We start from the raw sequence: 22,412 nt of genomic DNA, 5'->3' as shown, positions 1-22,412 counted from the left end.
GTCCCAACTTTTGAGCGAGAGTGAAATTTTATGAGCTTGAATCCAAGAGACGTCGTGATTGTCGACTTCGGTCGTACTCCGATGGGCCGCTCCAAGGGCGGCATGCACCGCAATACCCGCGCCGAAGATATGTCGGCGCACCTGATCAGCAAATTGCTGGAACGCAACGTCAAGGTTGACCCGAACGAAGTCGAAGACGTGATCTGGGGCTGCGTGAACCAGACCCTGGAGCAGGGCTGGAACATCGCTCGCATGGCGTCCCTGATGACGCAGATCCCGCACACTGCCGCCGGCCAGACCGTCAGCCGTCTGTGTGGTTCGTCGATGAGCGCGCTGCACACTGCCGCGCAAGCGATCATGACCGGTAACGGTGACGTGTTCGTGGTGGGTGGCGTCGAGCATATGGGTCACGTGAGCATGATGCACGGTGTCGATCCGAACCCGCACATGTCCCTGTACGCGGCGAAAGCCTCGGGCATGATGGGCCTGACCGCTGAAATGCTGGGCAAAATGCACGGCATCACTCGCGAACAACAGGACGCTTTCGGCGTGCGCTCCCACCAGCTCGCCCACAAGGCGACCCTGGAAGGCAAGTTCAAAGACGAAATCATCCCGATGCAGGGCTACGACGAGAACGGTTTCCTGAAACTGTTCGACTACGACGAAACCATTCGTCCGGAAACTACCCTGGAAAGCCTGGCGGCGTTGAAGCCAGCGTTTAACCCGAAGGGCGGCACCGTGACAGCCGGCACGTCGTCGCAGATCACCGATGGTGCTTCGTGCATGATCGTGATGTCGGCACAGCGTGCCCAGGACCTGGGTATCCAGCCGTTGGCGGTGATTCGCTCGATGGCGGTGGCAGGTGTGGATCCGGCAATCATGGGCTATGGTCCAGTTCCGGCGACACAAAAAGCACTGAAGCGTGCGGGCCTGGGGATCAACGATATCGACTTCTTCGAGCTCAACGAAGCTTTCGCCGCACAGGCCTTGCCAGTGCTGAAAGATCTGAAAGTGCTCGACAAGATGAACGAGAAGGTTAACCTGCACGGCGGCGCAATTGCCTTGGGTCACCCGTTCGGTTGCTCCGGTGCCCGTATCTCCGGCACTTTGCTGAACGTGATGAAGCAAAATGGCGGCACCTTCGGGGTAGCCACCATGTGCATTGGTCTCGGCCAAGGCATCTCCACCGTCTTCGAACGCGTTTAAGCGTCTCGTTGATGGAAGCCGGGGCCAAGTGCCCCGGTTTTTGTTTTTCTGAATTTATTTTTTGTTTTTATTTTTAAAAGATTTGAGAGAGGGCCGAACCATGCCGATACAACCTGGGCTCTACCAACATTACAAAGGTCCGCAGTACCGTGTATTTAATGTCGCGCGGCATTCCGAGACCGAAGAAGAAGTGGTCTTCTACCAAGCCCTGTATGGCGATTACGGCTTTTGGGTACGTCCCTTGAGCATGTTCCTGGAGTCGGTCGAGGTTGACGGCGAACAGGTCCCACGCTTTGCTTTGGTGCAAGCCGAACCGAGCCTTTTTTCCAAGCCATAAGCTGAGTGCGCGCTGAACCCTGCGCTTGACCTCACCTTGTAGCCACTATATATAGCGGTGCCGCGTCAGGCGCCAACCGCCTTTCACTTCTAGAATTCAGGAATTTTCTGATCCATGGGCAAATCGCTGGTCATTGTGGAATCCCCGGCTAAGGCCAAGACCATCAACAAGTATCTGGGTAACCAATACGTGGTGAAGTCGAGTATCGGCCATATCCGAGACCTGCCCACCAGCGGTTCGGCTAGCGCCAGCAAAGAGCCAGCCGCCAAGCGCGGCAAGGCCGCCGCAGGTGAAGGTCCGGTGCTCACGCCGAAAGAGAAGGCGCGCAAACAGCTCGTCTCGCGCATGGGTGTCGATCCCGATCATGGCTGGAAAGCCAAGTACGAGATCCTCCCGGGCAAAGAGAAGGTCATCGAAGAGCTGCGCCGGCTCGCCAAAGATGCTGACACCATCTATCTCGCAACCGACTTGGATCGCGAGGGGGAAGCCATTGCCTGGCACCTGCGCGAAGCCATCGGTGGTGATGACAGCCGCTACAAGCGCGTGGTGTTCAACGAAATTACCAAGAAGGCGATTCAGGAAGCCTTCTCCAAGCCGGGCGAGCTGGACATCGACCGTGTCAACGCCCAGCAGGCGCGTCGTTTCCTCGACCGCGTCGTCGGTTATATGGTTTCGCCGCTGCTGTGGGCCAAGGTCGCTCGCGGTCTGTCCGCCGGTCGTGTGCAATCGGTTGCGGTAAAACTGGTCGTCGAGCGTGAGCGTGAAATTCGCGCGTTCAACCCGGAAGAGTACTGGGAAGTCCACGCTGATCTCGGCACCGCCAAGGGCGCCACCGTGCGCTTTGACGTGGCCCGCGAGAAAGGCGAAGCCTTCAAGCCGCTCAACGAAACCCAGGCCATGGCCGCGCTGGAGAAGCTCAAGTCTTCCAGCTACAGCATCGTCAAGCGTGAAGACAAACCGACCAGCAGCAAGCCGTCGGCACCGTTCATCACGTCCACCCTGCAGCAGGCCGCGAGTAACCGCCTGGGCTTCGGGGTGAAGAAAACCATGATGATGGCCCAGCGTTTGTACGAAGCGGGCTACATCACGTATATGCGTACCGACTCCACCAACCTCTCGGTTGATGCGGTGGCGATGGCGCGTACTTATATTGAAGGCGAGTTCGGCAAGAAGTACCTGCCGGAAAACCCGAACGTCTACAGCAGCAAGGAAGGCGCACAAGAGGCTCACGAAGCGATTCGTCCCTCCGATGCCAATACCGAGCCAAGCAAGCTGTCGGGCATGGAGCGTGATGCTGAGCGGCTCTACGAGCTGATCTGGCGCCAGTTCCTCGCTTGCCAGATGCTGCCAGCCCAATACCTGTCGACCACGGTGACCGTGGGTGCCGGTGATTTCGAGCTGCGCGCCAAGGGCCGCATCCTGAAGTTCGACGGTTACACCCGCGTCATGCCGCAAATCGCCAAGCCTGGCGATGATGACGTGCTGCCGGACATGGCCCAGGGCGACGCGATGAAGCTGATCAAGCTTGATCCGACCCAGCACTTCACCAAGCCGCCGGCGCGTTACTCGGAAGCGAGCCTGGTAAAAGAAATGGAAAAACGGGGCATCGGTCGTCCTTCGACCTACGCCGCAATCATTTCGACCATCCAGGACCGCGGCTACGTGGCGCTGCACAACCGTCGTTTCTACTCGGAAAAGATGGGCGACATCGTCACCGAACGTCTGGCCGAGAGCTTCTCCAATCTCATGGACTACGGCTTCACCGCCGGCATGGAAGAGAACCTCGATGACGTGGCCCAGGGCGAACGCGACTGGAAAAACGTGCTCGACGAGTTCTACGGCGACTTCAAGAAGAAACTCGAAGTAGCCGAAAGCGCTGAGGGCGGTATGCGCGCCAACCAGCCAGTGATGACCGACATTCCGTGCGTGGTGTGCGGTCGTCCGATGCAGATTCGTACCGCATCGACCGGCGTGTTCCTCGGCTGCTCGGGCTACAGCCTGCCGCCGAAGGAGCGCTGCAAGGCCACCGTCAACCTGGTGCCGGGCGATGAAATCGCTGCGGACGACGAGGGTGAGTCGGAATCCTTGGTGCTGCGTGGCAAGCACCGCTGCCCGATCTGCAGCACGGCGATGGACGCTTACCTGCTGGATGAGAAGCGCAAGCTGCACATCTGCGGTAACAACCCGGATTGCGACGGCTACGAAATCGAAGAAGGCAGCTATCGCATCAAGGGTTACGAAGGTCCGAGCCTGGAATGCGATAAGTGCGGCAGCGAGATGCAACTCAAGACCGGCCGCTTCGGCAAGTTCTTCGGTTGCACCAACGCGACCTGCAAGAACACCCGCAAACTGCTGAAAAGCGGTGACGCGGCGCCGCCGAAGATGGACCCGGTGAAGATGCCTGAGCTGAAATGCGAAAAGGTCAACGACACCTACATCCTGCGCGACGGTGCTTCCGGTCTGTTCCTGGCGGCGAGCCAGTTCCCGAAAAACCGCGAGACCCGTGCTCCGCTGGTGATCGAGATCGTGCCGCACAAGGACGAGATCGATCCGAAGTACCACTTCCTCTGCGAAGCACCGAAGAAAGATCCGGATGGTCGTCCAGCTGTGATTCGCTACAGCCGCAAGACCAAGGAGCAATACGTGCAGACCGAAGTCGAAGGCAAGCCAACTGGCTGGAAGGCTTTCTACGACGGCGGCAAGTGGACGGTTGAAGACAAGCGTACCCCCGCGAAGGCTTAATACCGCGCTGCACTGAAAAGGCCGCATGACAATCCTCGGATTTTCATGCGGCCTTTTTGTTTTGGGCTTGCGGTCAGATCGGCTGATCCACGACACTGTCGGGTCTGTGTGACGCAATTATTTCGCTGTGGAGGCTGCCGTCATGGCCCACGAACTCTATACCCGTACCAACCAGAAGATTTATTTCGCCGGCCTGTCGCTCGAAGCGCTCGCCAGAGCCGAAGAGGGGCGGGCGATGAACTCCCTGGCACTGATTCAGGCCGGTCGCGAATCGGCGCTGTTTCACCTTTACGGTGCGCTACTGGGGCTGTGTCATGAAATCGCCGGTTTCTATCGTTTGCCGCAGGCCAATGCGCCACGGGCGGAGATGTTGCTGACCCGCGAAGTACTGGAGGCCATCGCCATTCCGGAAATGGCCGAACTGGTGGAGCTGGCGGGTAATTCGGAAACCTGGCTGGCTAAACTGCTGGCCGCTCACGCAGCCCTGTTTCAGCCGCCACGGGTGCCGCACAAACCAAAGGGCGACGTGACGCAGCCGTTGATCATGGCGGTTAACCTGGATGAAGAGGAGGCACCTCAAGAGCTGAGCCGCGAGGAGCTGGAGAGCTGGCGGCAGAACCTCAAGGGGTTGGCGCTTCGCTTCCGTGAAGGGTTGAATGAGTGCTAAGGATTTGATCGATTTTGACGGATGACCCGTTAGGTTGTCCGTTCAGAGTTAAGTACTAACAGATATTTCATCGTGATGACTTCTGGTCAAGATCCCGAGCGAAGCCTGGCCGATGCCTATATAATCCCCGCCTTTCGTGGAGAACAGACCTTTATGCCAACGTCCTTTCTAGAAATTGTCGAGTTACCAGACGGCCGAATCGAGCTGCGCAGGGCTGAGGACGAGGGTTCTCTGGTTACTTTGGATTTCTCCGAGGATGCCAAGGCGTTCCTTCAAGGTAACCACGTGGAAGTCGCCAAGGCGATGTTGAGCGTCGGCGTGCAGATGGCCGGACGCCTGGTTGAAGGCGAATTCAATAAAGATGAAGAGCCGCGGATCCTGCATTGATTCCGTCGGTCGGTTACTGCTGATACCGCTACAGATCGGCTTCTCTATCCCTGGAGAAGCCAGGCCCTGTTCAGGGCGCGAATTGCTTGTCAGTTATCCCAATCGAATGTTCAGGCTTTGAGCGTCCCCGGTACGGGCGGCGCTGATCAACTGTTGCCGTGAATTGGCATTCAGCGGGTTGAGCCAGCTGACGACCGTGTGACTGCGGCCCAGTCGCAAGGCTTCGCAGGTCAGCTGTTGAGCGCTCTGGGTGCCACGCGGTTGCAGCAGCAGGATGCGTTCGCGGTTCAGGCCGGCGTCTCGCAGCCAGGTCTGGGTCAGGCTGGCGGGCGGGGCGATCAGCGTGAGCCAGCGTGCATCCTGGTCCTGGCTCAATTCCCGGAGAATTGGCGCCAGAAGGTTCAGGCAGCTCCCTGCTGCACCACGCAGCGACAGCTCGCTGAAGACTTCGGGCTCGGCGCTCCAGGGCGACTCGACCACGTCTTTCAGGATCGGCGCCAGCGGTTGCGCCATGAACGCCTCGAACAACGGCAGTTGGGCTTGCTGTGGTGTATGTGGGAACTGCATAAAGCCTCCTTTAGCGGCGAATCACGCCGACACTCAAGCCTTCGATCACCAGTTCCTGATCTTTCAGGTTGACTTCAATTGGGGCGAACTCAGGGTTTTCGGCAATCAGCCAAACTTTGCTGCCATCGCGCTTGAAGCGTTTGACGGTCACTTCGTCGCCAATCCGCGCCACCACGATCTGGCCATTGCGGGCCTCGCGTGTGGTGTGGACGGCCAGCAGGTCACCGTCGAAAATGCCCACATCCTTCATGCTCATGCCATGCACCCGCAGCAGATAGTCAGCGCGGGGGTGGAAGAACGTCGGGTTGATGTTGCAGGACTCTTCGATGTGTTGCTGGGCCAGGATGGGGGCGCCAGCCGCCACACGACCGATGATTGGCAGGGTGGATTCGTCAGCCTTGGCTTCGAAACCTGGAATGCGGATGCCGCGAGAGGCGCCAGGCGTCATCTCGATCGCACCTTTGCGGGCCAGTGCCTTTAGGTGTTCTTCCGCTGCGTTGGGCGATTTGAAACCCAGTTCCTGAGCGATTTCCGCACGGGTTGGCGGGTAGCCGTTGTCGTCGAGGCAACGTTTGATGAAGGCCAGAATCTCTGCTTGGCGTGGCGTCAGCTTTAGCATATTGATCGCTCTGTCTTTTTATACAGTGACTGGGATTATATACAGTGAAAGCTTCTTGGCAATGCCCCTTTTTTAGCGCGCCGCTGGACGGTCAGTCAGCTCGCTGATTAACGACGCCGAGTTGTATGGTTAAATAGCTGACCGACCATTCCCAAAACGAACCGGCAGGCTTGACAATGCACAGGCTGAAACGTATGTTTCAAACAAGTGTTTGTCAGGCGGAGTAGCCATGGCCCAGTCGGAAACCGTTGAACGCATTCTCGATGCTGCCGAGCAGTTGTTCGCGGAAAAAGGTTTCGCCGAAACCTCGTTGCGTCTGATCACCAGCAAGGCTGGAGTCAATCTGGCGGCGGTGAATTATCATTTCGGCTCCAAGAAGGCGCTGATCCAGGCAGTTTTCTCGCGCTTCCTCGGGCCGTTCTGCACCAGCCTCGATAAAGAGCTGGAGCGACGTCAGGCCAAGCCGGAAAACAAACCGACGCTGGAAGACCTGCTGGAAATCCTCGTCGAGCAAGCCCTGGTGGTACAGCCTCGCAGCGGCAACGATCTTTCCATCTTCATGCGGTTGCTGGGCCTAGCCTTCAGTCAGAGCCAGGGCCACTTGCGTCGTTATCTGGAAGACATGTACGGCAAGGTTTTCCGTCGATACATGATGCTGGTCAACGAAGCCGCGCCGCGTATTCCACCGATCGAACTGTTCTGGCGCGTGCACTTCATGCTTGGCGCTGCGGCGTTCAGCATGTCGGGGATCAAGGCATTGCGGGCGATTGCCGAGACCGATTTTGGCGTCAACACCTCCATTGAGCAGGTGATGCGCCTGATGGTGCCGTTCCTCGCTGCCGGCATGCGTGCCGAAACCGGCGTCACCGACACGGCCATGGCCACCGCGCAGTTGCGTCCTCGCAGTAAAACGGCCCCAGTGGCCGCCAAGGTTTAACCGCACACGGGTGGGCGCGGCAGCTGACATCCGCTAAGCTAGCCGCCCATGCCGACTCTCGTTCTGAACCCGCTCCCCATTGATATCGCCGACCTGCCGGGCACAGCCCTCGGCGGCGAAATCGTGCGGGCCGGGTTTATCGTTTTCAAGGAATCTCTATGACTGCTGGCCTGCAAGGCTCGTTGATGGTGGACGTCGCCGGTACCTGGCTGACGGCCGAAGATCGCCAATTGTTGCGCCAGCCCGAAGTAGGCGGCCTGATCATTTTCGCTCGCAACATCGAGCATCCACGCCAGGTGCGTGAGCTGAGCGCCGCGATCCGCGCCGTTCGTCCTGATTTGCTGCTGGCGGTGGACCAGGAGGGCGGGCGGGTTCAACGCTTGCGCCAGGGCTTCGTGCGACTGCCGGCCATGCGCGCCATCGCCGACAATCCGAATGCCGAATACCTGGCCGAACAGTGCGGCTGGATCATGGCCACGGAAGTCCTCGCCGTCGGCCTCGACCTGAGCTTCGCCCCGGTGCTGGACCTGGATTACCAGCGTAGCGCTGTGGTCGGTACCCGCTCGTTCGAAGGCGACCCCGAGCGCGCGGCGTTGCTCGCCGGTGCCTTCATTCGCGGCATGAACAGCGCCGGCATGGCCGCCACCGGCAAGCACTTTCCGGGTCATGGTTGGGCCGAGGCAGACTCCCACGTCGCCATTCCCAATGACGAGCGCAGCCTCGACGAGATCCGCGCCAACGACCTAGTGCCGTTCGCTCGATTGAGCAAGCAACTGGCCGCCGTCATGCCCGCCCACGTTATTTATCCACAGGTCGACTCGCAACCCGCCGGTTTCTCCCGGCGCTGGTTGCAGGACATCCTGCGCGGTGAGCTGCAGTTCGACGGCGTGATCTTCAGTGATGATCTGTCGATGGCCGGTGCCCACGTCGTCGGCGATGCCGCCAGCCGTATCGAAGCCGCGCTGACTGCCGGTTGCGACATGGGCCTGGTGTGCAACGACCGTGCTGCCGCTGAATTGGCCCTGACCGCCGCCCAGCGCATGAAGGTCACGCCGTCACCGCGTATCGCGCGGATGCGCGGGCAATCGTTCGCCGGCACCGAATATCGTCAAGATCCGCGCTGGCTTGCTGCCATCGGCGCGCTCAAAGACGCTCAACTGATTGAATAAGGACTCTTTGTTATGACGATCTACGCGATTATCGGTGGCACCGGCCTGACGCAACTCGAAGGCCTGAGCATTCGTCAGTCACTGGCGGTGGACACGCCTTACGGTCCGCCATCGTCCGAGGTTCATATCGGCGAATACGCGGGCAAGGAAGTGCTGTTTCTCGCGCGTCACGGCCACCCGCACAGATTGCCGCCGCATCAGGTCAACTACCGCGCCAACCTCTGGGCGCTGAAACAGGCCGGGGCCGAAGCGATTCTCGCGGTCAATGCCGTGGGCGGGATTCATGCGGCGATGGGCACCGGACATTTCTGTGTGCCCCATCAATTGATCGACTACACCAGCGGCCGCGAACACACCTATTTCGCCGGTGACCTGGAACAGGTCACCCACATCGATTTCAGCTATCCCTACAGCGAGTCGCTGCGTCAGCAGTTGATCGCCGCATTGGCGGCCGAAGGCGTTGGCTACAGCAGTCATGGCGTGTACGCCTGCACCCAAGGGCCTCGCCTGGAAACCGTGGCTGAAATCGCGCGACTGGAACGTGACGGCTGCGACATCGTCGGCATGACCGGCATGCCGGAAGCTGCGCTGGCTCGTGAGCTGGAGCTGGATTACGCCTGCCTGGCGCTGGTGGTGAACCCGGCGGCGGGCAAGTCAACGGCGGTGATTACCATGGCCGAGATTGAGCAGGCGTTGCACGACGGGATGGGCAAGGTTAAGTCGACGCTGGCGCGGGTTCTGAAGGGCTGAGTCAGGCTCTATACCAAGGTAAAATCTTCGCGGGCAAGCCTCGCTTCCACAGGATCACCGTGATCCTTGTAGACGCGAGGCTTGCCCGTGAAAGCGATCTACTAGGCGCCGAATATCTCAGCGCTTCTCCAACTTATCCGGCAACGGCGCAAACAACGCTTCGATATCATCACTCTGCAACTTCCAGTCCCCAGCCGAGCGTCCATCGAGTACGCCCGCCGCCAGGTCGGACTTTTCCTTTTGCAGATGCTGAATCTTCTCTTCGACCGTGCCCCGGGCAATCAGCTTGTAGACGAACACCGGTTTTTCCTGGCCGATGCGATAAGCGCGGTCGGTCGCCTGATTTTCCGTCGCCGGGTTCCACCACGGATCATAGTGAATCACCGTGTCGGCTTCGGTGAGGTTCAAGCCGACACCACCCGCCTTCAAACTAATCAGAAAGATCTGACGCTTGCCGCTCTGGAAGTCTTTCACCGGCGCGCGTCTATCGCGGGTTTGTCCGGTCAAGATCGCGTATTCAACGCCGCGTTTCTTCAGTTCGTCCTCGATCAACGCCAACATCGACGTGAACTGCGAGAACAGTAAAATCCGCCGACCTTCTTCAAACAACTCTTCCAGCATCTCCATCAAGCTGTCGAGCTTGCCGGACGTGCTGCCGCGCGTGGGCAGTACGGCGTCGTTGACCAGGCGCAAATCGCAGCACACCTGCCGCAACTTCAGCAGCGCTTCCAGGATGATGATCTGGCTGCGGGCCACGCCTTTGCGGGTGATCTCATCGCGAACTTTCTTGTCCATGGCCAGGCGCATGGTTTCATACACGTCGCGCTGGGCCTCGTTGAGATCGACCCAATGGATGATCTCGGTTTTTGGCGGCAATTCTGTTGCGACCTGTTCCTTGGTCCTACGCAGCAGAAACGGTTTGATCCGACCGTTGAGGTGCTGGAGCCGGACTTCACTGCCGCGCTTTTCAATCGGCACACGGTAGTCGCGATTGAAGCTTTTGACATCGCCGAGCCAGCCGGGCAGCAGGAAGTGGAACAGCGACCACAGCTCGCCCAGGTGATTTTCCAGCGGCGTGCCACTCAGGCACAGGCGCTGCCGCGCATTCAGTTCACGAGCCGCCTGTGCGGCCTTGCTGTTGGGGTTCTTGATGTACTGCGCTTCATCCAGAACCAACACGTGCAACGGCACCGCGGCCAGGGTTTCCACGTCCTTGGGCAGCAGCGCATAGGTGGTCAGGATCAGATCGTAGTCGGTCAGGTTCTCGAAGTGCTTTTTGCGACTGGCACCGTACAGCGCCAGCACGTTGAGCTGTGGCGTGAAGTGCGCCGCTTCGTCGAGCCAGTTGGGGATCAGGCTGGTGGGCATCACCACCATGCATGGCCGATCGAGACGCCCGGCGATTTTCTCACTGAGAATGTGCGCCAGAGTCTGTAGGGTTTTACCCAGGCCCATGTCATCCGCGAGAATCCCGCCGACTTCCAGTTGCCGCAGCGACTGCATCCAGCTCAGACCTTCGAGCTGATACGGCCGCAACGTGGCGTTCAAGCCTTCCGGCGCGGTCGTGGTGAAGTCCTTGATGTCCCGCAGACGCTGGGCAAAGCTGCGGATCTGCTCGCCGCCTTCCCATAGCAACGGCATATCTTCCAGCGGATTCAGCCGGATCGCATCGGCCTTGCTCAAGCGCAGCGTGGTTTCGCCGGGCCCTTGCAGGTAGAACTCGCCAAGGGTTGCCAGCACCGGCTTCAAGCGGCCGAAGGGCAGGGCGACCTGCAACGGGCCGTACTCGGAGTTCGGGCGATTGGGGATGTTCACCAGGATCAACTCGTCGTCGCGACGACGGGCCAGGCGTTCCGGATTGAGGATTTCAGTGTGCGAGCGCATCAGGTTCAACAGGATCGGCAGCAGGCTCAATCGTTCGCCATTGACGATGATCCCCAGCTCCAGATCAAACCAGTCGCGTTCCGGCGCCTGTTCGACGGTGGCGTACCAGTCGTCCACCGCGGTCAGGTCAAAACCGAAGTCCTCGTCGATCTGCAACTCCCAGCCCTGGGAACGCAGCTTCGGCAGCTCATTGAGGGTGAAGGTCAGCCAGGCACTGTCGTTGACCATCTCGAACAGTTCGCCAGCACTTTCCGGCAAGGCCTTGCTTTGGCGGGTGGCGATCTTGAAACCAAGGATTCGTAGCTGTTCCCTGTAGGCCTGTTCGACTTCCGGGTGACGTTTTATCCGTAATGTCTGTGTTTCCTGACGAATCAGGACGTCGGCATTCTTCTGTCCGGACACGTACTCGTCGAGATAGCTGAAGGACAACGCTGCGCGATGCTGGATGTAACGCTGCATCTTGCCGTTACGCGGTTCGAAGGCGCTGAACTCGATGCTCGCCAGCCACAGGCGCGGCAGCGGTTGCACGTTATCCACCGGAATTTGCGGCAGCGCTTTCGGGCTGCGGTTTTCCAGTACGGCCTGGAGTTTTTCCAGCAATTCGGCGTCTTGCGCTGCGGCGGGGTAGGCCAGGGTTTCCTGGACCTTCAGCAGCACCGCTGCGCAATGTTTGCAGTTGCTATGGACCGGGCACGTGCAATTGGCGTCGACCATCAGCAGCGTGCCTTTGGCCGACTCACGCAGGCGAATGGTCTGACGGTAAACGTTACCGCCCGAGCCTTCGCACGCGGCGATGACCGTGGCGTCGCCGACCTCGACAATCCTGACGCGGTTCTCCAGAGCGTAGCGACGGCCACGCTCCAGGCTCTGTTCCTTGAATCGGCTGACCCAGGAAGGTGCGAGGGGTTTGCTCAGGGTCGACATAGGGACTCAATCAGTCCGGAATTTCTTCGGGGGCTGGCCGAGGCGCAGGAGCGGTCAGCGAGGTGATTTTGATCAGCAGGCCCAGGTGGCCGGCGTCGAGGAAATTCAACTGCCCGTTCTTGGTATGGCTTTCGGTTTTCAAGCGTTCACTGGCGGTGACCAGGCCATCGGGGTTGATCTGATTGACCCAGAAATCCGCGTCGACGTCGGTGAAACGCCCCAATTTCATACTCAACGTGCCCTCGATGGGGAATTGACCGAATTGCTCGGTGCCTTCGCTGATCGCAATTTTGCTGGCTTCTTCACCCAGGGGCTGTTGCCAGGCCTTGTGCAACAACACCGTGTAGTCGGCGCTGGCCGTGAGTTTTTCTATCTCGCCATTGAGGCTTGGCGTGCGCTGGCTGTCGGGGCTCAGGCGCTGGGCGCCGGCGGCCCAGTCTTCCGGCGCGGCACGGCTGACGATGGCCGGCACGGCGTTTTGCCGGACCAGAATCATTTCGACCTGATACAGGTCATCGGCAAACGCCGAAGGGGTGACCAGGGCAATCAACAAGGTCAGTGAGCGAAACAGGCGCATGCGGCGTCCTTCAAGCAGTTTTCGGGAGGAGGCGCTCAAACAGCGCCTCTACAGTATTAAAGCGCTCTTCCGGGCGCTCCATCGGCACCATGAATTTGAACATCGTGGCGCCTTCGAATTTGTAGCGTTTGGGTTGGCTCTGGATCAGTTTGATCAACGTCAACGGGTCCACCGGCGTCTGTGCCGCGAACTCGATTCGACCGCCTTGCGGGCCACCGTCGACTTTCTTGATGCCCAGTTGTTCGGCCTGCAATTTCAGCAAGGTGATCCGCACCAGGTTCTTGGTCGGCTCCGGCAGCAGGCCGAAACGGTCGATCATCTCCACTTGCAGGTCCTTGAGACCTTCCTCGTCGGTCGCCGAGGCGATGCGCTTGTAGAGAATCAAACGGGCGTGAACATCCGGCAAGTAATCCTCGGGAATCAACGCCGGTACCCGCAAGTTGACTTCCGGACCGCCACCCAGCGGTTGATCGAGGTTCGGTTGTTCGCCCTTGCGGATCGACTTCACCGCGCGCTCGAGCATTTCCATGTACAGCGTGAAACCGACCGCCTGGATCTGTCCGCTCTGGCCGTCGCCCAGCAGTTCGCCGGCGCCACGGATTTCCAGATCGTTGGTCGCAAGCACGAAGCCCGCGCCGAGGTCCTGGGTGTTGGCAATCGCTTCCAGACGCTTCTCGGCGTCGCCGGTGATTTGCTGGCGCGGTGGCGTCAGCAAGTACGCGTAAGCCTGGTGGTGACTGCGACCGACCCGGCCACGCAACTGGTGCAACTGCGCCAGGCCGAACTTGTCGGCACGCTCGATGATGATGGTGTTGGCGCTCGGCACGTCGATGCCGGTCTCGATGATGGTCGAGGCGATCAGCACGTTGAAGCGCTTGTGGTAGAAGTCGCTCATCACCTGTTCGAGTTCGCGTTCGCGCATCTGCCCGTGGCCGATACCGATGCGTGCTTCCGGCACCAGTTCGGCGAGGTCGGCGGCGCATTTCTCGATGGTTTTCACGTCGTTGTGCAGGTAATAGACCTGACCACCACGGAGCAACTCACGCAGCAGGGCTTCCTTGATCGTGCTTTTGTTCTGCTCCATGACGAAGGTCCGCACCGACAGGCGACGAGCCGGCGGCGTGGCGATGATCGACAGGTCGCGCATCCCCGACACCGCCATGTTCAGCGTGCGCGGAATCGGTGTAGCGGTCAGCGTGAGGATGTCGACCTCACTGCGCAGGGCCTTGAGCTGTTCTTTCTGACGGACACCGAAACGGTGCTCTTCGTCGATGATCACCAGCCCGAGGTTTTTGATTTTTACATCGTCGGACAGCAGTTTGTGCGTGCCGATAACGATGTCGATCTTGCCTTCGGCCAAGTCCGCAATCGCGGCATTCACTTCCTTGGTCGACTTGAAGCGGCTCATCACTTCCACGCTCACCGGCCAGTCGGCAAAGCGGTCGCGGAAGCTGTTGTAGTGTTGCTGGGCGAGCAGGGTGGTCGGCACCAGAATGGCTACCTGACGACCGCCGTGCACCGCGATGAACGCGGCACGCATCGCCACTTCGGTCTTGCCGAAGCCGACGTCGCCGCAGACCAGTCGATCCATTGGTTTGGGCGCGAGCATGTCGGCGCGAACGGCGTCGATGGTGGTCTGCTGGTCCGGGGTTTCTTCGAACGGGAAGCCGGCGCTGAAGGTTGCGTAGTCCGCTTTTGGATCGGCGAAGGCATAACCCTCGCGGGCGGCGCGGCGGGCATAGATGTCGAGCAACTCGGCGGCGACGTCGCGCACCTGTTCGGCGGCTTTGCGCTTGGCTTTCTGCCAGGTCTCGGAGCCGAGACGGTGCAGCGGGGCCAGGGCATCGTCGCTGCCGGTGTAACGGGCGATCAAATGCAGGTTGGCCACCGGCACGTAGAGCTTGGCGCCCTCGGCGTATTGCAAGGTCAGGAACTCGGCGGCCTGGTCGTCGATTTCCAGGGTTGCCAGGCCGAGGTAACGGCCGACGCCGTGATCGATGTGCACCACCGGCGCGCCTTCGCGCAGCTCGGTGAGGTTCTTGATCACCGCATCGTTGTTGCCGTCGGCGCGTTTTTCCCGACGCCGACGTTGCATCACCCGTTGACCGAACAACGGACTTTCCGCGATCAACGCCAGTGCCGGATCATCCAGCACCAGGCCTTCATCCAGCGGCGCAATGGTGATCGCCAGGCGATCCTTGCTCGCGACAAAATCCGGCCAGCTGTCGACGGTTTTTGGTCGCAGCTTCAGGCGTTCGAGCAACTCCAGCAGCACTTCACGGCGGCCCGCAGACTCGGCGGTAAACAGCACGCGACCGGGGAACTCGTCGAGGAAACCGGCCAGCGCTGCCAATGGCTGGGTGGCCTTGGCTTCGATAGCCAGGTTCGGCAGCGCTTGCGCCGGGAAACGTTCGCGGCCGACACCGGTTTCCACGTCTTGTTGGCTGGCGACTACGCGTGGCCAGTTCTTCAGGCGCGCGAAACAGTCTTCCACTGGCAGGAACAACTCGGCCGGTGGCAATAAAGGACGGGAAGGGTCGACGCGGCGCTCTTCATAGCGATTGCGCACGTCATTCCAGAAGTTCTCTGCGGCCTGTTCGATGCCCGGCAGGGAAAACACTTGGGTGTCCTGGGGCAGGTAATCGAACAGCGTCGAGGTTTCATCGAAGAACAGCGGCAGGTAGTACTCGATACCGGCTGGCGTGATCCCGCTGCTCAGATCCTGAAAGATCGGGCAGCGACGGAAGTCGACATCGAAACGCTCGCGGAAGCGCGCCTTGAAGCGGGTGACCGCGTCTTTTTGCAGCGGGAATTCCCGCGCTGGCAGCAGGCGAACCGTGTCGACCTTGTCGATGGAACGCTGATTGTCCGGATCGAACGTACGCAGGGTCTCGATTTCGTCATCGAACAGATCGATGCGGAACGGCAGTTTGCTGCCCATCGGGAACAGATCGATCAGCGAGCCACGCACGGTGAATTCGCCATGCTCATACACCGTATCGACGTAGCGATAGCCGCTGGCCTCGAGCCGGGTGCGCATTTGCTCGACGTCGAGCTTCTGGCCGACGTCCAGCACCAGGCTGCTGCCGAGCAGAAACTTGGTCGGCGCCAGGCGATGCAGAGCCGTGGTGATCGGCACTACCAGCACACCATGGGTCAGCTCCGGCAACCTATATAAGCTGGCAATGCGCTGGGAGATGATGTCCTGGTGCGGCGAGAACAGGTCGTAGGGCAGGGTTTCCCAATCGGGAAAATGCAGCACGGGTAAATCCGGGGCGAAGAAACTCAGCTCCTGTTCCAGCCGTTCGGCACTTTGGCTGTCGGCGGTCAGCAGCAGGGTAAAGCGCTTGGCAGCGCTGGCGGCCTCGGCGATGGCCAGGCTCAGGGCGGCACCGGGCAGGTTGCCCCAGTGCTGTTTACCTGCCGCGGCAGGGAGAAGCGGTAGACGCAGAACGGGCACGGAAGGTTGAGCTCCAAGCGTTGCGACAAAGTCGGTAATTGTAGCGGTCTCGGGTGCCGGCTGTCAGTTGCAGATATGTCTATTACACGGGTTGGGCGAAATGTAGTGGTAAAGACAAAATCCGCCGGTTTTTTAGGGAAAATTAGCGATTATGTAGTGGCAAAACCAACCAGTGTTACGGATGGTTACGGACAAGGCAGCGCTACCTCCAAAAAATTGACTGCGCTGCAAGCCCCGTATTTACTGGGCTCCAGCGCAGCGTAATTTTTTTGAACGGAAATTTGTTACGGCTCGCACGACAGGCGCGCATTGCTACGAGAGGCACTCGGCGGCATAATGTAGCCCCTTTTTTCTGCCCCTACATATGTGGAAGGTTCCCGTGACTCAGAAGCCCGACCAGTGTCTTGGTGAATGGATCGACCGTGAAGCACTCGCAGAAGCGATGATTCCGCTTATCGGTCAGCTCTACCGCAATAACAACGTGGTGAGCTCGATCTATGGCCGCAGCCTGATCAATCGTTCAGTCATTGCGATTCTCAAAGCTCACCGCTTCGCTCGCCATCGCCAGTCCGATGACAGCGAACTGTCCGTCCACGAAACATTCCCGCTGCTCAAAGCCATGAGCGAGCTCAAGCTCGGCGCCGCTTCGGTCGACCTGGGCAAGCTGGCGGTCAAATTCAAGGCCGAAGGCAATGGCCGCACCGCCGAGCAGTTCGTCCGTGAAGAACTGGCTGACGTGGTTGGCCAGCAAAACGTTGCCGCGCGCAAAGGCACCGACGTTGTCCTGTACGGCTTCGGTCGTATCGGCCGTCTGCTGGCACGTATCCTGATCGAGAAAACCGGTGGTGGCGACGGCCTGCGTCTGCGCGCCATCGTCGTCCGCAAGGGCGCCGAGAACGACCTGGTCAAACGCGCCAGCCTGCTGCGTCGCGACTCGGTTCATGGTCCGTTCGATGGCACCATCACCATTGATGAAGCCAACAACACCATCACCGCCAACGGCAACCTGATCCAGGTTATCTACGCGAAAAACCCGACTGAAGTGGATTACACCCAGTACGGCATCAAAGATGCGCTCCTGGTGGACAACACCGGTGTTTGGCGTGACGCCGAGGGCCTGGGCCAGCACTTGGCTTGCCCGGGTATCGACCGCGTTGTGCTGACCGCGCCTGGCAAAGGCAAGCTGAAGAACATCGTTCACGGCATCAACCACGGTGAAATCACCGCTGATGACAAGATCGTTTCCGCCGCTTCCTGCACCACCAACGCCATCGTGCCGGTGCTGAAGGCTGTCAACGACAAGTTCGGCATCGTCAACGGTCACGTTGAAACGGTTCACTCGTACACCAACGACCAGAACCTGATCGACAACTTCCACAAGGGCGATCGTCGTGGCCGTAGCGCCGCGCTGAACATGGTCATCACCGAGACCGGTGCTGCCACCGCTGCTGCCAAGGCATTGCCTGAGCTGGCCGGCAAGCTGACCGGTAACGCGATCCGCGTTCCAACGCCGAACGTGTCGATGGCCATTCTCAACCTGAACCTTGAGAAAGCCGCGACCCGTGAAGAGATGAACGATTACCTGCGTTACATGGCGTTGCACTCCGATCTGCATAAGCAAATCGACTACGTCAACTCGCAGGAAGTGGTTTCCACCGACTTCGTTGGCTCGCGCCACGCAGGCGTTGTGGACGCCGAAGCGACCATCACCCAAGACAACCGCGTTGTTCTGTACGTTTGGTACGACAACGAATTCGGTTACAGCTGCCAAGTGGTTCGCGTGATGGAAGACATGGCCGGTGTAAACCCGCCAGCATTCCCGCGCTAAGCGTTAGCTGCAAATGAAAACGCCCCGACTTTGGTCGGGGCGTTTTTGTTTGTGCGGTGATCGTTCCCACGCTCTGCGTGGGAATGCAGCCCGGGACGCTCCGCGTCCCATTGGAACGCGGAGCGTCCCTTGAGGCATTCCCACGCAGAGCGTGGGAACGATCATGTCGCCTAGCGGGCGCCAACTACTACAGCTGCTTGCGCAGTGCGCAGTTCATGCTTGTTGCCGCGGAACAACACCAGCGTCGCAATCAACCCCAACACCGCCGCACCACTGAGCCAGATCCCTGGCGCAGCCTTGTTATCCAGCACGTGAATCAGATACGTACAGGCCGCCGGCGTAAACCCACCGAAGGTCGCGGTCGCCAGGCTGTAGGCCAGGGAGAAGCCGGTTGTACGAACTTCTACCGGCATGATCTCGGTCAGGGCCACCACCATGGCGCCGTTGTACGAGCCATACAGGAACGACAGCCACAACTCGACGATCAGCAGATGGCTGAAGCTCGGGTTGGCCACCAGCCACGACAGGGCCGGGTAAGCCGTGAGGATCGCCAGAATGGTCGCCGCCAACAGTAGGGGTTTACGCCCGACCTTGTCGGAAACGGCACCCATCACCGGCAGCCAGAAGAAGTTCGACAGGCCGATACATACGGTCACCAGCAACGCATCCAGATCCGACAAGTGCAGTTCGGCTTTACCGAAAGTCGGGGTGTAGGCGGTGATCAGGTAGAACGACACAGTGGTCATGACCACCAGCGCCATGCCGGCGATAACGATGCCAAAGTTCTGACCGACCGAACGGATGATTTCCTGCAGGGTAGGGCGATGTTTACGCGCCTGGAATTCAGGCGTTTCTTCCAGCGAACGACGAATCACGAAGATCACCGGCACGATCATGCAGCCGATCAGGAACGGCACGCGCCAGCCCCAGTCACCCATTTGCTCCGGACTGAGCCAGTGGTTCAAACCGACCCCCAGCAAACCGGCGAACACCACAGCAGCTTGTTGGCTGGCGGACTGCCAACTGACGAAGAAGCCCTTGCGGCCCGGGGTGGAAATCTCGGCCAGGTACACCGACACACCGCCCAGTTCCACGCCCGCCGAGAAACCTTGCAACAGGCGACCGAACAGCACGATCAGCGGCGCGGCCACACCCAGGGTGGCGTAGCCCGGCACGCAGGCAATCAATACCGTGCCGGCGGCCATCAAGGCGAGGGTGATGATCAGTCCTTTGCGGCGGCCATGACGGTCGATGTAGGCGCCAAGGAAAATCGCACCCAGCGGACGCATCAGGAACCCGGCGCCGAATGTCGCCAGGGACAGCATCAGGGAGGCGAAGGCGCTGTCGGCAGGGAAGAAGGTCTTGGCAATGGCCGTGGCGTAAAAGCCGTAGACCATAAAGTCGAACATCTCAAGAAAATTACCGCTGACAACGCGAAAGATCGCTTTGCCTTTGCCCGTATTCGAGGACATTTGAACGCTCTCACTTTGGCTGTCTTGTTGGAAATCCCTGGTCTTGACGCTTCCATGCTGTCGGCCTAAGGCATGCAGGCACGCGCCGAACAGTTTTGTAACGATATGTGTATGAGGATAGATAGGCAACCACTAGTTAGCTTGCTGCTTAAACGTAATAGCCATTACGCGGCACGAATTTAGAGGTGGAGCGAATTAGCCTCCTGCTCCTGCAGGAAGGGCATAATGGCCGGCCTTGGCGTTGTGTCAGGGTATTTAGGGGAAGTGAGCGTGTTGAAACGGCAGGGTATTTCCATGGTGCTGTGCGTTGCCCTGTCCGGCTGTGGCAACGGCGATTCCATGGAAAGCTTCGGTGGCCCGACTATGGGCAGCACCTATTCGATCAAGTACGTACGCACCGAAGGGTTGCCCGCACCGAAAGACGTACGGGTCGAAGTCGAAAAAATCCTCGCCGACGTCGACCGGCAAATGTCCACCTACCGCAGTGACTCGGACATCGAGCGCTTCAACGATCTACCCGCCAATCGCTGTCAGACCATGCCCGCGCCGGTCCTCGAATTGGTCCGTGTCGGCGAGCAACTTTCGCTTCTAAGCGAAGGCTCCTACGACCTGACGGTCGAACCACTGATGAACCTTTGGGGTTTCGGCCCACAGGCTCGCGAAGAAAAAGTCCCGAGCGCCGAAGCACTGGCCGAAGTGATGCGCCGAGTCGGCCACACGCACCTGCGCATCGACGGCGATCAGCTCTGCAAGGACGCCGCCGTCGAGGTTGATTTCAACAGCATCGCCGCCGGCTACTCAGTCGACACAATTGCCGCCAGACTCGAAGCGATGGGCATCCACGACTACCTCGTCGAAGCTACAGGCGAACTCAAGGCGGCCGGCAAAAAGCTCGACGGCTCAGCGTGGAAAATTGCCCTGGAAGAACCCCGGGACGATCAGCAAGTGGCCGAGCGCATCATCAATGTCGACGGCTACGGCGTCTCCACGTCCGGCGACTACCGAAACTATTTCGAACAAAACGGCCGCCGCTATTCCCACACCGTCGACGCCCGGACCGGCGTGCCGATTACCCACAACCTTGCCTCCGTCACGGTGATTAATCCTTCAACCCTGATGGCCGATGGCTTATCAACGCTGTTGCTGATTCTCGGTCCTGAACGTGGATGGGACTACGCACAAAAACACAACATCGGTGCATTCTTTGTGATTCGTGCCGATACAGGTTTCGTCACACGGACCAATCAGGCTTTTGAGCTTCTCAGTGGCGGCAAAACCGAATGATTGCGGCGATCCGAGCATTGAAGACTGGCGTTGTAGCGCCGGCAAAAGTAGCCTGTGACGCGACCAAGGGTTAATGTGCGCGGCGTTGACGCTTCTATAGACTGTGTCCGGGTTCTGCACTGACCCAAAATTGTTCCTTCACGCCGCAGATCGGCGTGATTTAGCCGCAGGTGCCGATGGCGCCGCGGCCTGTTCTGAGGAGTACGCATGGCTGTCTACAACTACGACGTGGTGGTGCTGGGTTCCGGCCCGGCAGGAGAAGGCGCGGCAATGAACGCCGCCAAAGCAGGACGCAAGGTGGCGATGGTCGACAGCCGTCGCCAGGTCGGCGGCAACTGCACCCACCTGGGTACCATCCCGTCCAAGGCATTGCGTCACTCGGTCCGGCAGATCATGCAGTTCAACACCAACCCGATGTTCCGGGCCATTGGTGAGCCGCGTTGGTTCTCGTTCCCGGACGTGCTGAAAAGCGCTGAAAAAGTCATTTCCAAACAAGTCGCCTCGCGTACCGGCTACTACGCCCGTAACCGTGTCGACGTGTTCTTCGGCACTGGCAGCTTCGCCGACGAGCAAACCATCGAAGTGGTCTGCGCCAACGGTGTAGTCGAAAAGCTTGTCGCCAAGCACATCATCATCGCCACCGGTTCGCGTCCGTATCGCCCGGCGGACATCGATTTCCATCACCCGCGTATCTACGATAGCGACACCATCCTCAGTCTCGGCCACACTCCGCGCAAACTCATTGTTTACGGCGCCGGCGTGATCGGTTGCGAGTACGCGTCGATCTTCAGTGGTCTGGGGGTGCTGGTTGAGCTGGTGGACAACCGTGGTCAATTGCTGAGCTTCCTCGACTCGGAAATTTCCCAGGCCCTGAGTTATCACTTCAGCAACAACAACATCACGGTTCGCCACAACGAAGATTACGACCGCGTCGAAGGCGTGGACAACGGCGTGATCCTGCACCTCAAGTCCGGCAAGAAGATTAAGGCCGACGCCTTGCTCTGGTGCAACGGCCGTACCGGTAACACTGACCAGTTGGGTCTGGAAAACATCGGTGTGAAGGTCAATAGCCGTGGCCAGATCGAAGTCGACGAAGCCTACCGCACCTGCGTGCCGAATATTTACGGCGCCGGTGACGTGATCGGCTGGCCGAGCCTGGCCAGTGCCGCCCACGACCAGGGTCGCTCGGCGGCTGGCAGCATCGTCGATAACAACAGCTGGCGCTTCGTGAATGACGTGCCGACCGGCATCTACACCATTCCGGAGATCAGCTCGATCGGCAAGAACGAGCAAGAGCTGACCCAGGCCAAAGTGCCGTACGAAGTGGGCAAGGCGTTCTTCAAGAGCATGGCGCGTGCACAGATTGCCGGCGAGCCCCAGGGCATGCTGAAGATCCTGTTCCACCGCGAGACCCTGGAAGTGCTGGGCGTTCACTGCTTCGGCTATCAGGCGTCGGAAATTGTTCACATCGGCCAGGCGATCATGAGCCAACCGGGCGAACTGAACACCCTCAAGTACTTCGTCAACACGACGTTCAACTACCCGACCATGGCCGAAGCCTATCGGGTAGCGGCGTACGATGGCCTCAACCGGCTTTTTTGA

At 59.5% G+C, this 22,412-nt stretch carries 17 protein-coding genes; 11 read left to right on the top strand and 6 right to left on the bottom strand.

Translation table 11 applies throughout. The annotated features are described in order from the left end of the window. Positions 1 to 30: 30 nt before the first annotated feature. The 5 genes from fadA to HKK52_RS10385 all read left to right on the top strand — a co-directional run bounded on the left by fadA (position 31) and on the right by HKK52_RS10385 (position 5,339). Entirely contained in the window at positions 31 to 1,206 is a 1,176-nt protein-coding gene (gene fadA / locus HKK52_RS10405; RefSeq protein ID WP_010456360.1) for an acetyl-CoA C-acyltransferase FadA, read from the top strand. 100 nt (positions 1,207 to 1,306) lie between these two features. Next, positions 1,307 to 1,543 carry a DUF1653 domain-containing protein gene (locus HKK52_RS10400; RefSeq protein WP_092270764.1) on the top strand — a complete coding sequence of 79 codons (237 nt, stop codon included), beginning with the start codon at positions 1,307 to 1,309 and terminating at the stop codon, positions 1,541 to 1,543. A gap of 114 nt (positions 1,544 to 1,657) precedes the next feature. Continuing rightward, a complete protein-coding gene (gene topA / locus HKK52_RS10395) occupies positions 1,658 to 4,285 on the top strand; it encodes a type I DNA topoisomerase (protein ID WP_133836760.1) in 2,628 nt (875 codons plus the stop codon). Between the two features lie 142 nt (positions 4,286 to 4,427). Continuing rightward, positions 4,428 to 4,952: a DUF6586 family protein gene (locus tag HKK52_RS10390; protein WP_149660501.1), complete on the top strand. Its 525-nt coding sequence runs from the start codon at positions 4,428 to 4,430 to the stop codon at positions 4,950 to 4,952. A gap of 153 nt (positions 4,953 to 5,105) precedes the next feature. Continuing rightward, positions 5,106 to 5,339 (top strand): hypothetical protein, encoded by a 234-nt coding sequence (locus tag HKK52_RS10385; RefSeq protein ID WP_123403749.1) that lies wholly within the window; start codon positions 5,106 to 5,108, stop codon positions 5,337 to 5,339. Between the two features lie 93 nt (positions 5,340 to 5,432). On the opposite strand, the gene sulA is transcribed toward HKK52_RS10385, so the two are convergent. Together sulA and lexA are read right to left on the bottom strand one after the other, a co-directional pair. Then, positions 5,433 to 5,906: an SOS-induced cell division inhibitor SulA gene (sulA, locus tag HKK52_RS10380; RefSeq protein WP_169370754.1), complete on the bottom strand. Its 474-nt coding sequence runs from the start codon at positions 5,904 to 5,906 to the stop codon at positions 5,433 to 5,435. Positions 5,907 to 5,916: 10 nt separating this feature from the next. Continuing rightward, complete coding sequence (gene lexA / locus HKK52_RS10375; RefSeq protein ID WP_092270751.1) at positions 5,917 to 6,525, bottom strand: transcriptional repressor LexA; 609 nt, start codon at positions 6,523 to 6,525, stop codon at positions 5,917 to 5,919. A gap of 229 nt (positions 6,526 to 6,754) precedes the next feature. Between lexA and HKK52_RS10370 the strand changes: the two genes are divergently transcribed. The 3 genes from HKK52_RS10370 (at position 6,755) to HKK52_RS10360 (ending at position 9,381) form a co-directional block, all read left to right on the top strand. Continuing rightward, entirely contained in the window at positions 6,755 to 7,462 is a 708-nt protein-coding gene (locus tag HKK52_RS10370) for a TetR/AcrR family transcriptional regulator (protein WP_169370753.1), read from the top strand. A gap of 158 nt (positions 7,463 to 7,620) precedes the next feature. Continuing rightward, positions 7,621 to 8,631, top strand: coding sequence for a beta-N-acetylhexosaminidase (gene nagZ, locus HKK52_RS10365; protein WP_169370752.1), 1,011 nt, complete (start codon positions 7,621 to 7,623; stop codon positions 8,629 to 8,631). A 12-nt stretch (positions 8,632 to 8,643) separates the two neighbouring features. After that, positions 8,644 to 9,381 (top strand): S-methyl-5'-thioinosine phosphorylase, encoded by a 738-nt coding sequence (locus HKK52_RS10360; RefSeq protein WP_169370751.1) that lies wholly within the window; start codon positions 8,644 to 8,646, stop codon positions 9,379 to 9,381. 117 nt (positions 9,382 to 9,498) lie between these two features. Here HKK52_RS10360 and HKK52_RS10355 read toward each other — a convergent pair whose 3' ends face one another. The 3 genes from HKK52_RS10355 to mfd are packed head-to-tail and all read right to left on the bottom strand — an operon-like array spanning position 9,499 to position 16,226. Next, a complete protein-coding gene (locus HKK52_RS10355; RefSeq protein ID WP_169370750.1) occupies positions 9,499 to 12,189 on the bottom strand; it encodes a DEAD/DEAH box helicase in 2,691 nt (896 codons plus the stop codon). A 10-nt stretch (positions 12,190 to 12,199) separates the two neighbouring features. After that, complete coding sequence (locus HKK52_RS10350; protein ID WP_169370749.1) at positions 12,200 to 12,766, bottom strand: CsiV family protein; 567 nt, start codon at positions 12,764 to 12,766, stop codon at positions 12,200 to 12,202. Between the two features lie 10 nt (positions 12,767 to 12,776). Beyond that, positions 12,777 to 16,226 (bottom strand): transcription-repair coupling factor, encoded by a 3,450-nt coding sequence (gene mfd, locus HKK52_RS10345; RefSeq protein WP_169370748.1) that lies wholly within the window; start codon positions 16,224 to 16,226, stop codon positions 12,777 to 12,779. 364 nt (positions 16,227 to 16,590) lie between these two features. Between mfd and HKK52_RS10340 the strand changes: the two genes are divergently transcribed. Continuing rightward, positions 16,591 to 18,054: a glyceraldehyde-3-phosphate dehydrogenase gene (locus tag HKK52_RS10340; RefSeq protein ID WP_123403407.1), complete on the top strand. Its 1,464-nt coding sequence runs from the start codon at positions 16,591 to 16,593 to the stop codon at positions 18,052 to 18,054. Between the two features lie 170 nt (positions 18,055 to 18,224). Here HKK52_RS10340 and HKK52_RS10335 read toward each other — a convergent pair whose 3' ends face one another. Beyond that, positions 18,225 to 19,526, bottom strand: coding sequence for an MFS transporter (locus tag HKK52_RS10335; RefSeq protein WP_169370747.1), 1,302 nt, complete (start codon positions 19,524 to 19,526; stop codon positions 18,225 to 18,227). Positions 19,527 to 19,820: 294 nt separating this feature from the next. On the opposite strand from HKK52_RS10335, the gene HKK52_RS10330 reads away from it, so the two are divergent. Together HKK52_RS10330 and sthA are read left to right on the top strand one after the other, a co-directional pair. Continuing rightward, complete coding sequence (locus tag HKK52_RS10330; RefSeq protein ID WP_169374223.1) at positions 19,821 to 20,810, top strand: FAD:protein FMN transferase; 990 nt, start codon at positions 19,821 to 19,823, stop codon at positions 20,808 to 20,810. A 207-nt stretch (positions 20,811 to 21,017) separates the two neighbouring features. Continuing rightward, positions 21,018 to 22,412 carry a Si-specific NAD(P)(+) transhydrogenase gene (sthA, locus tag HKK52_RS10325; RefSeq protein WP_007907752.1) on the top strand — a complete coding sequence of 465 codons (1,395 nt, stop codon included), beginning with the start codon at positions 21,018 to 21,020 and terminating at the stop codon, positions 22,410 to 22,412.

The sequence above is a fragment of the Pseudomonas sp. ADAK2 genome (genome assembly GCF_012935755.1).
Taxonomy (GTDB): domain Bacteria; phylum Pseudomonadota; class Gammaproteobacteria; order Pseudomonadales; family Pseudomonadaceae; genus Aquipseudomonas.
Note: the sequence above shows the minus strand (reverse complement) of the source record. Positions and strands in the feature narration are given on the sequence as shown.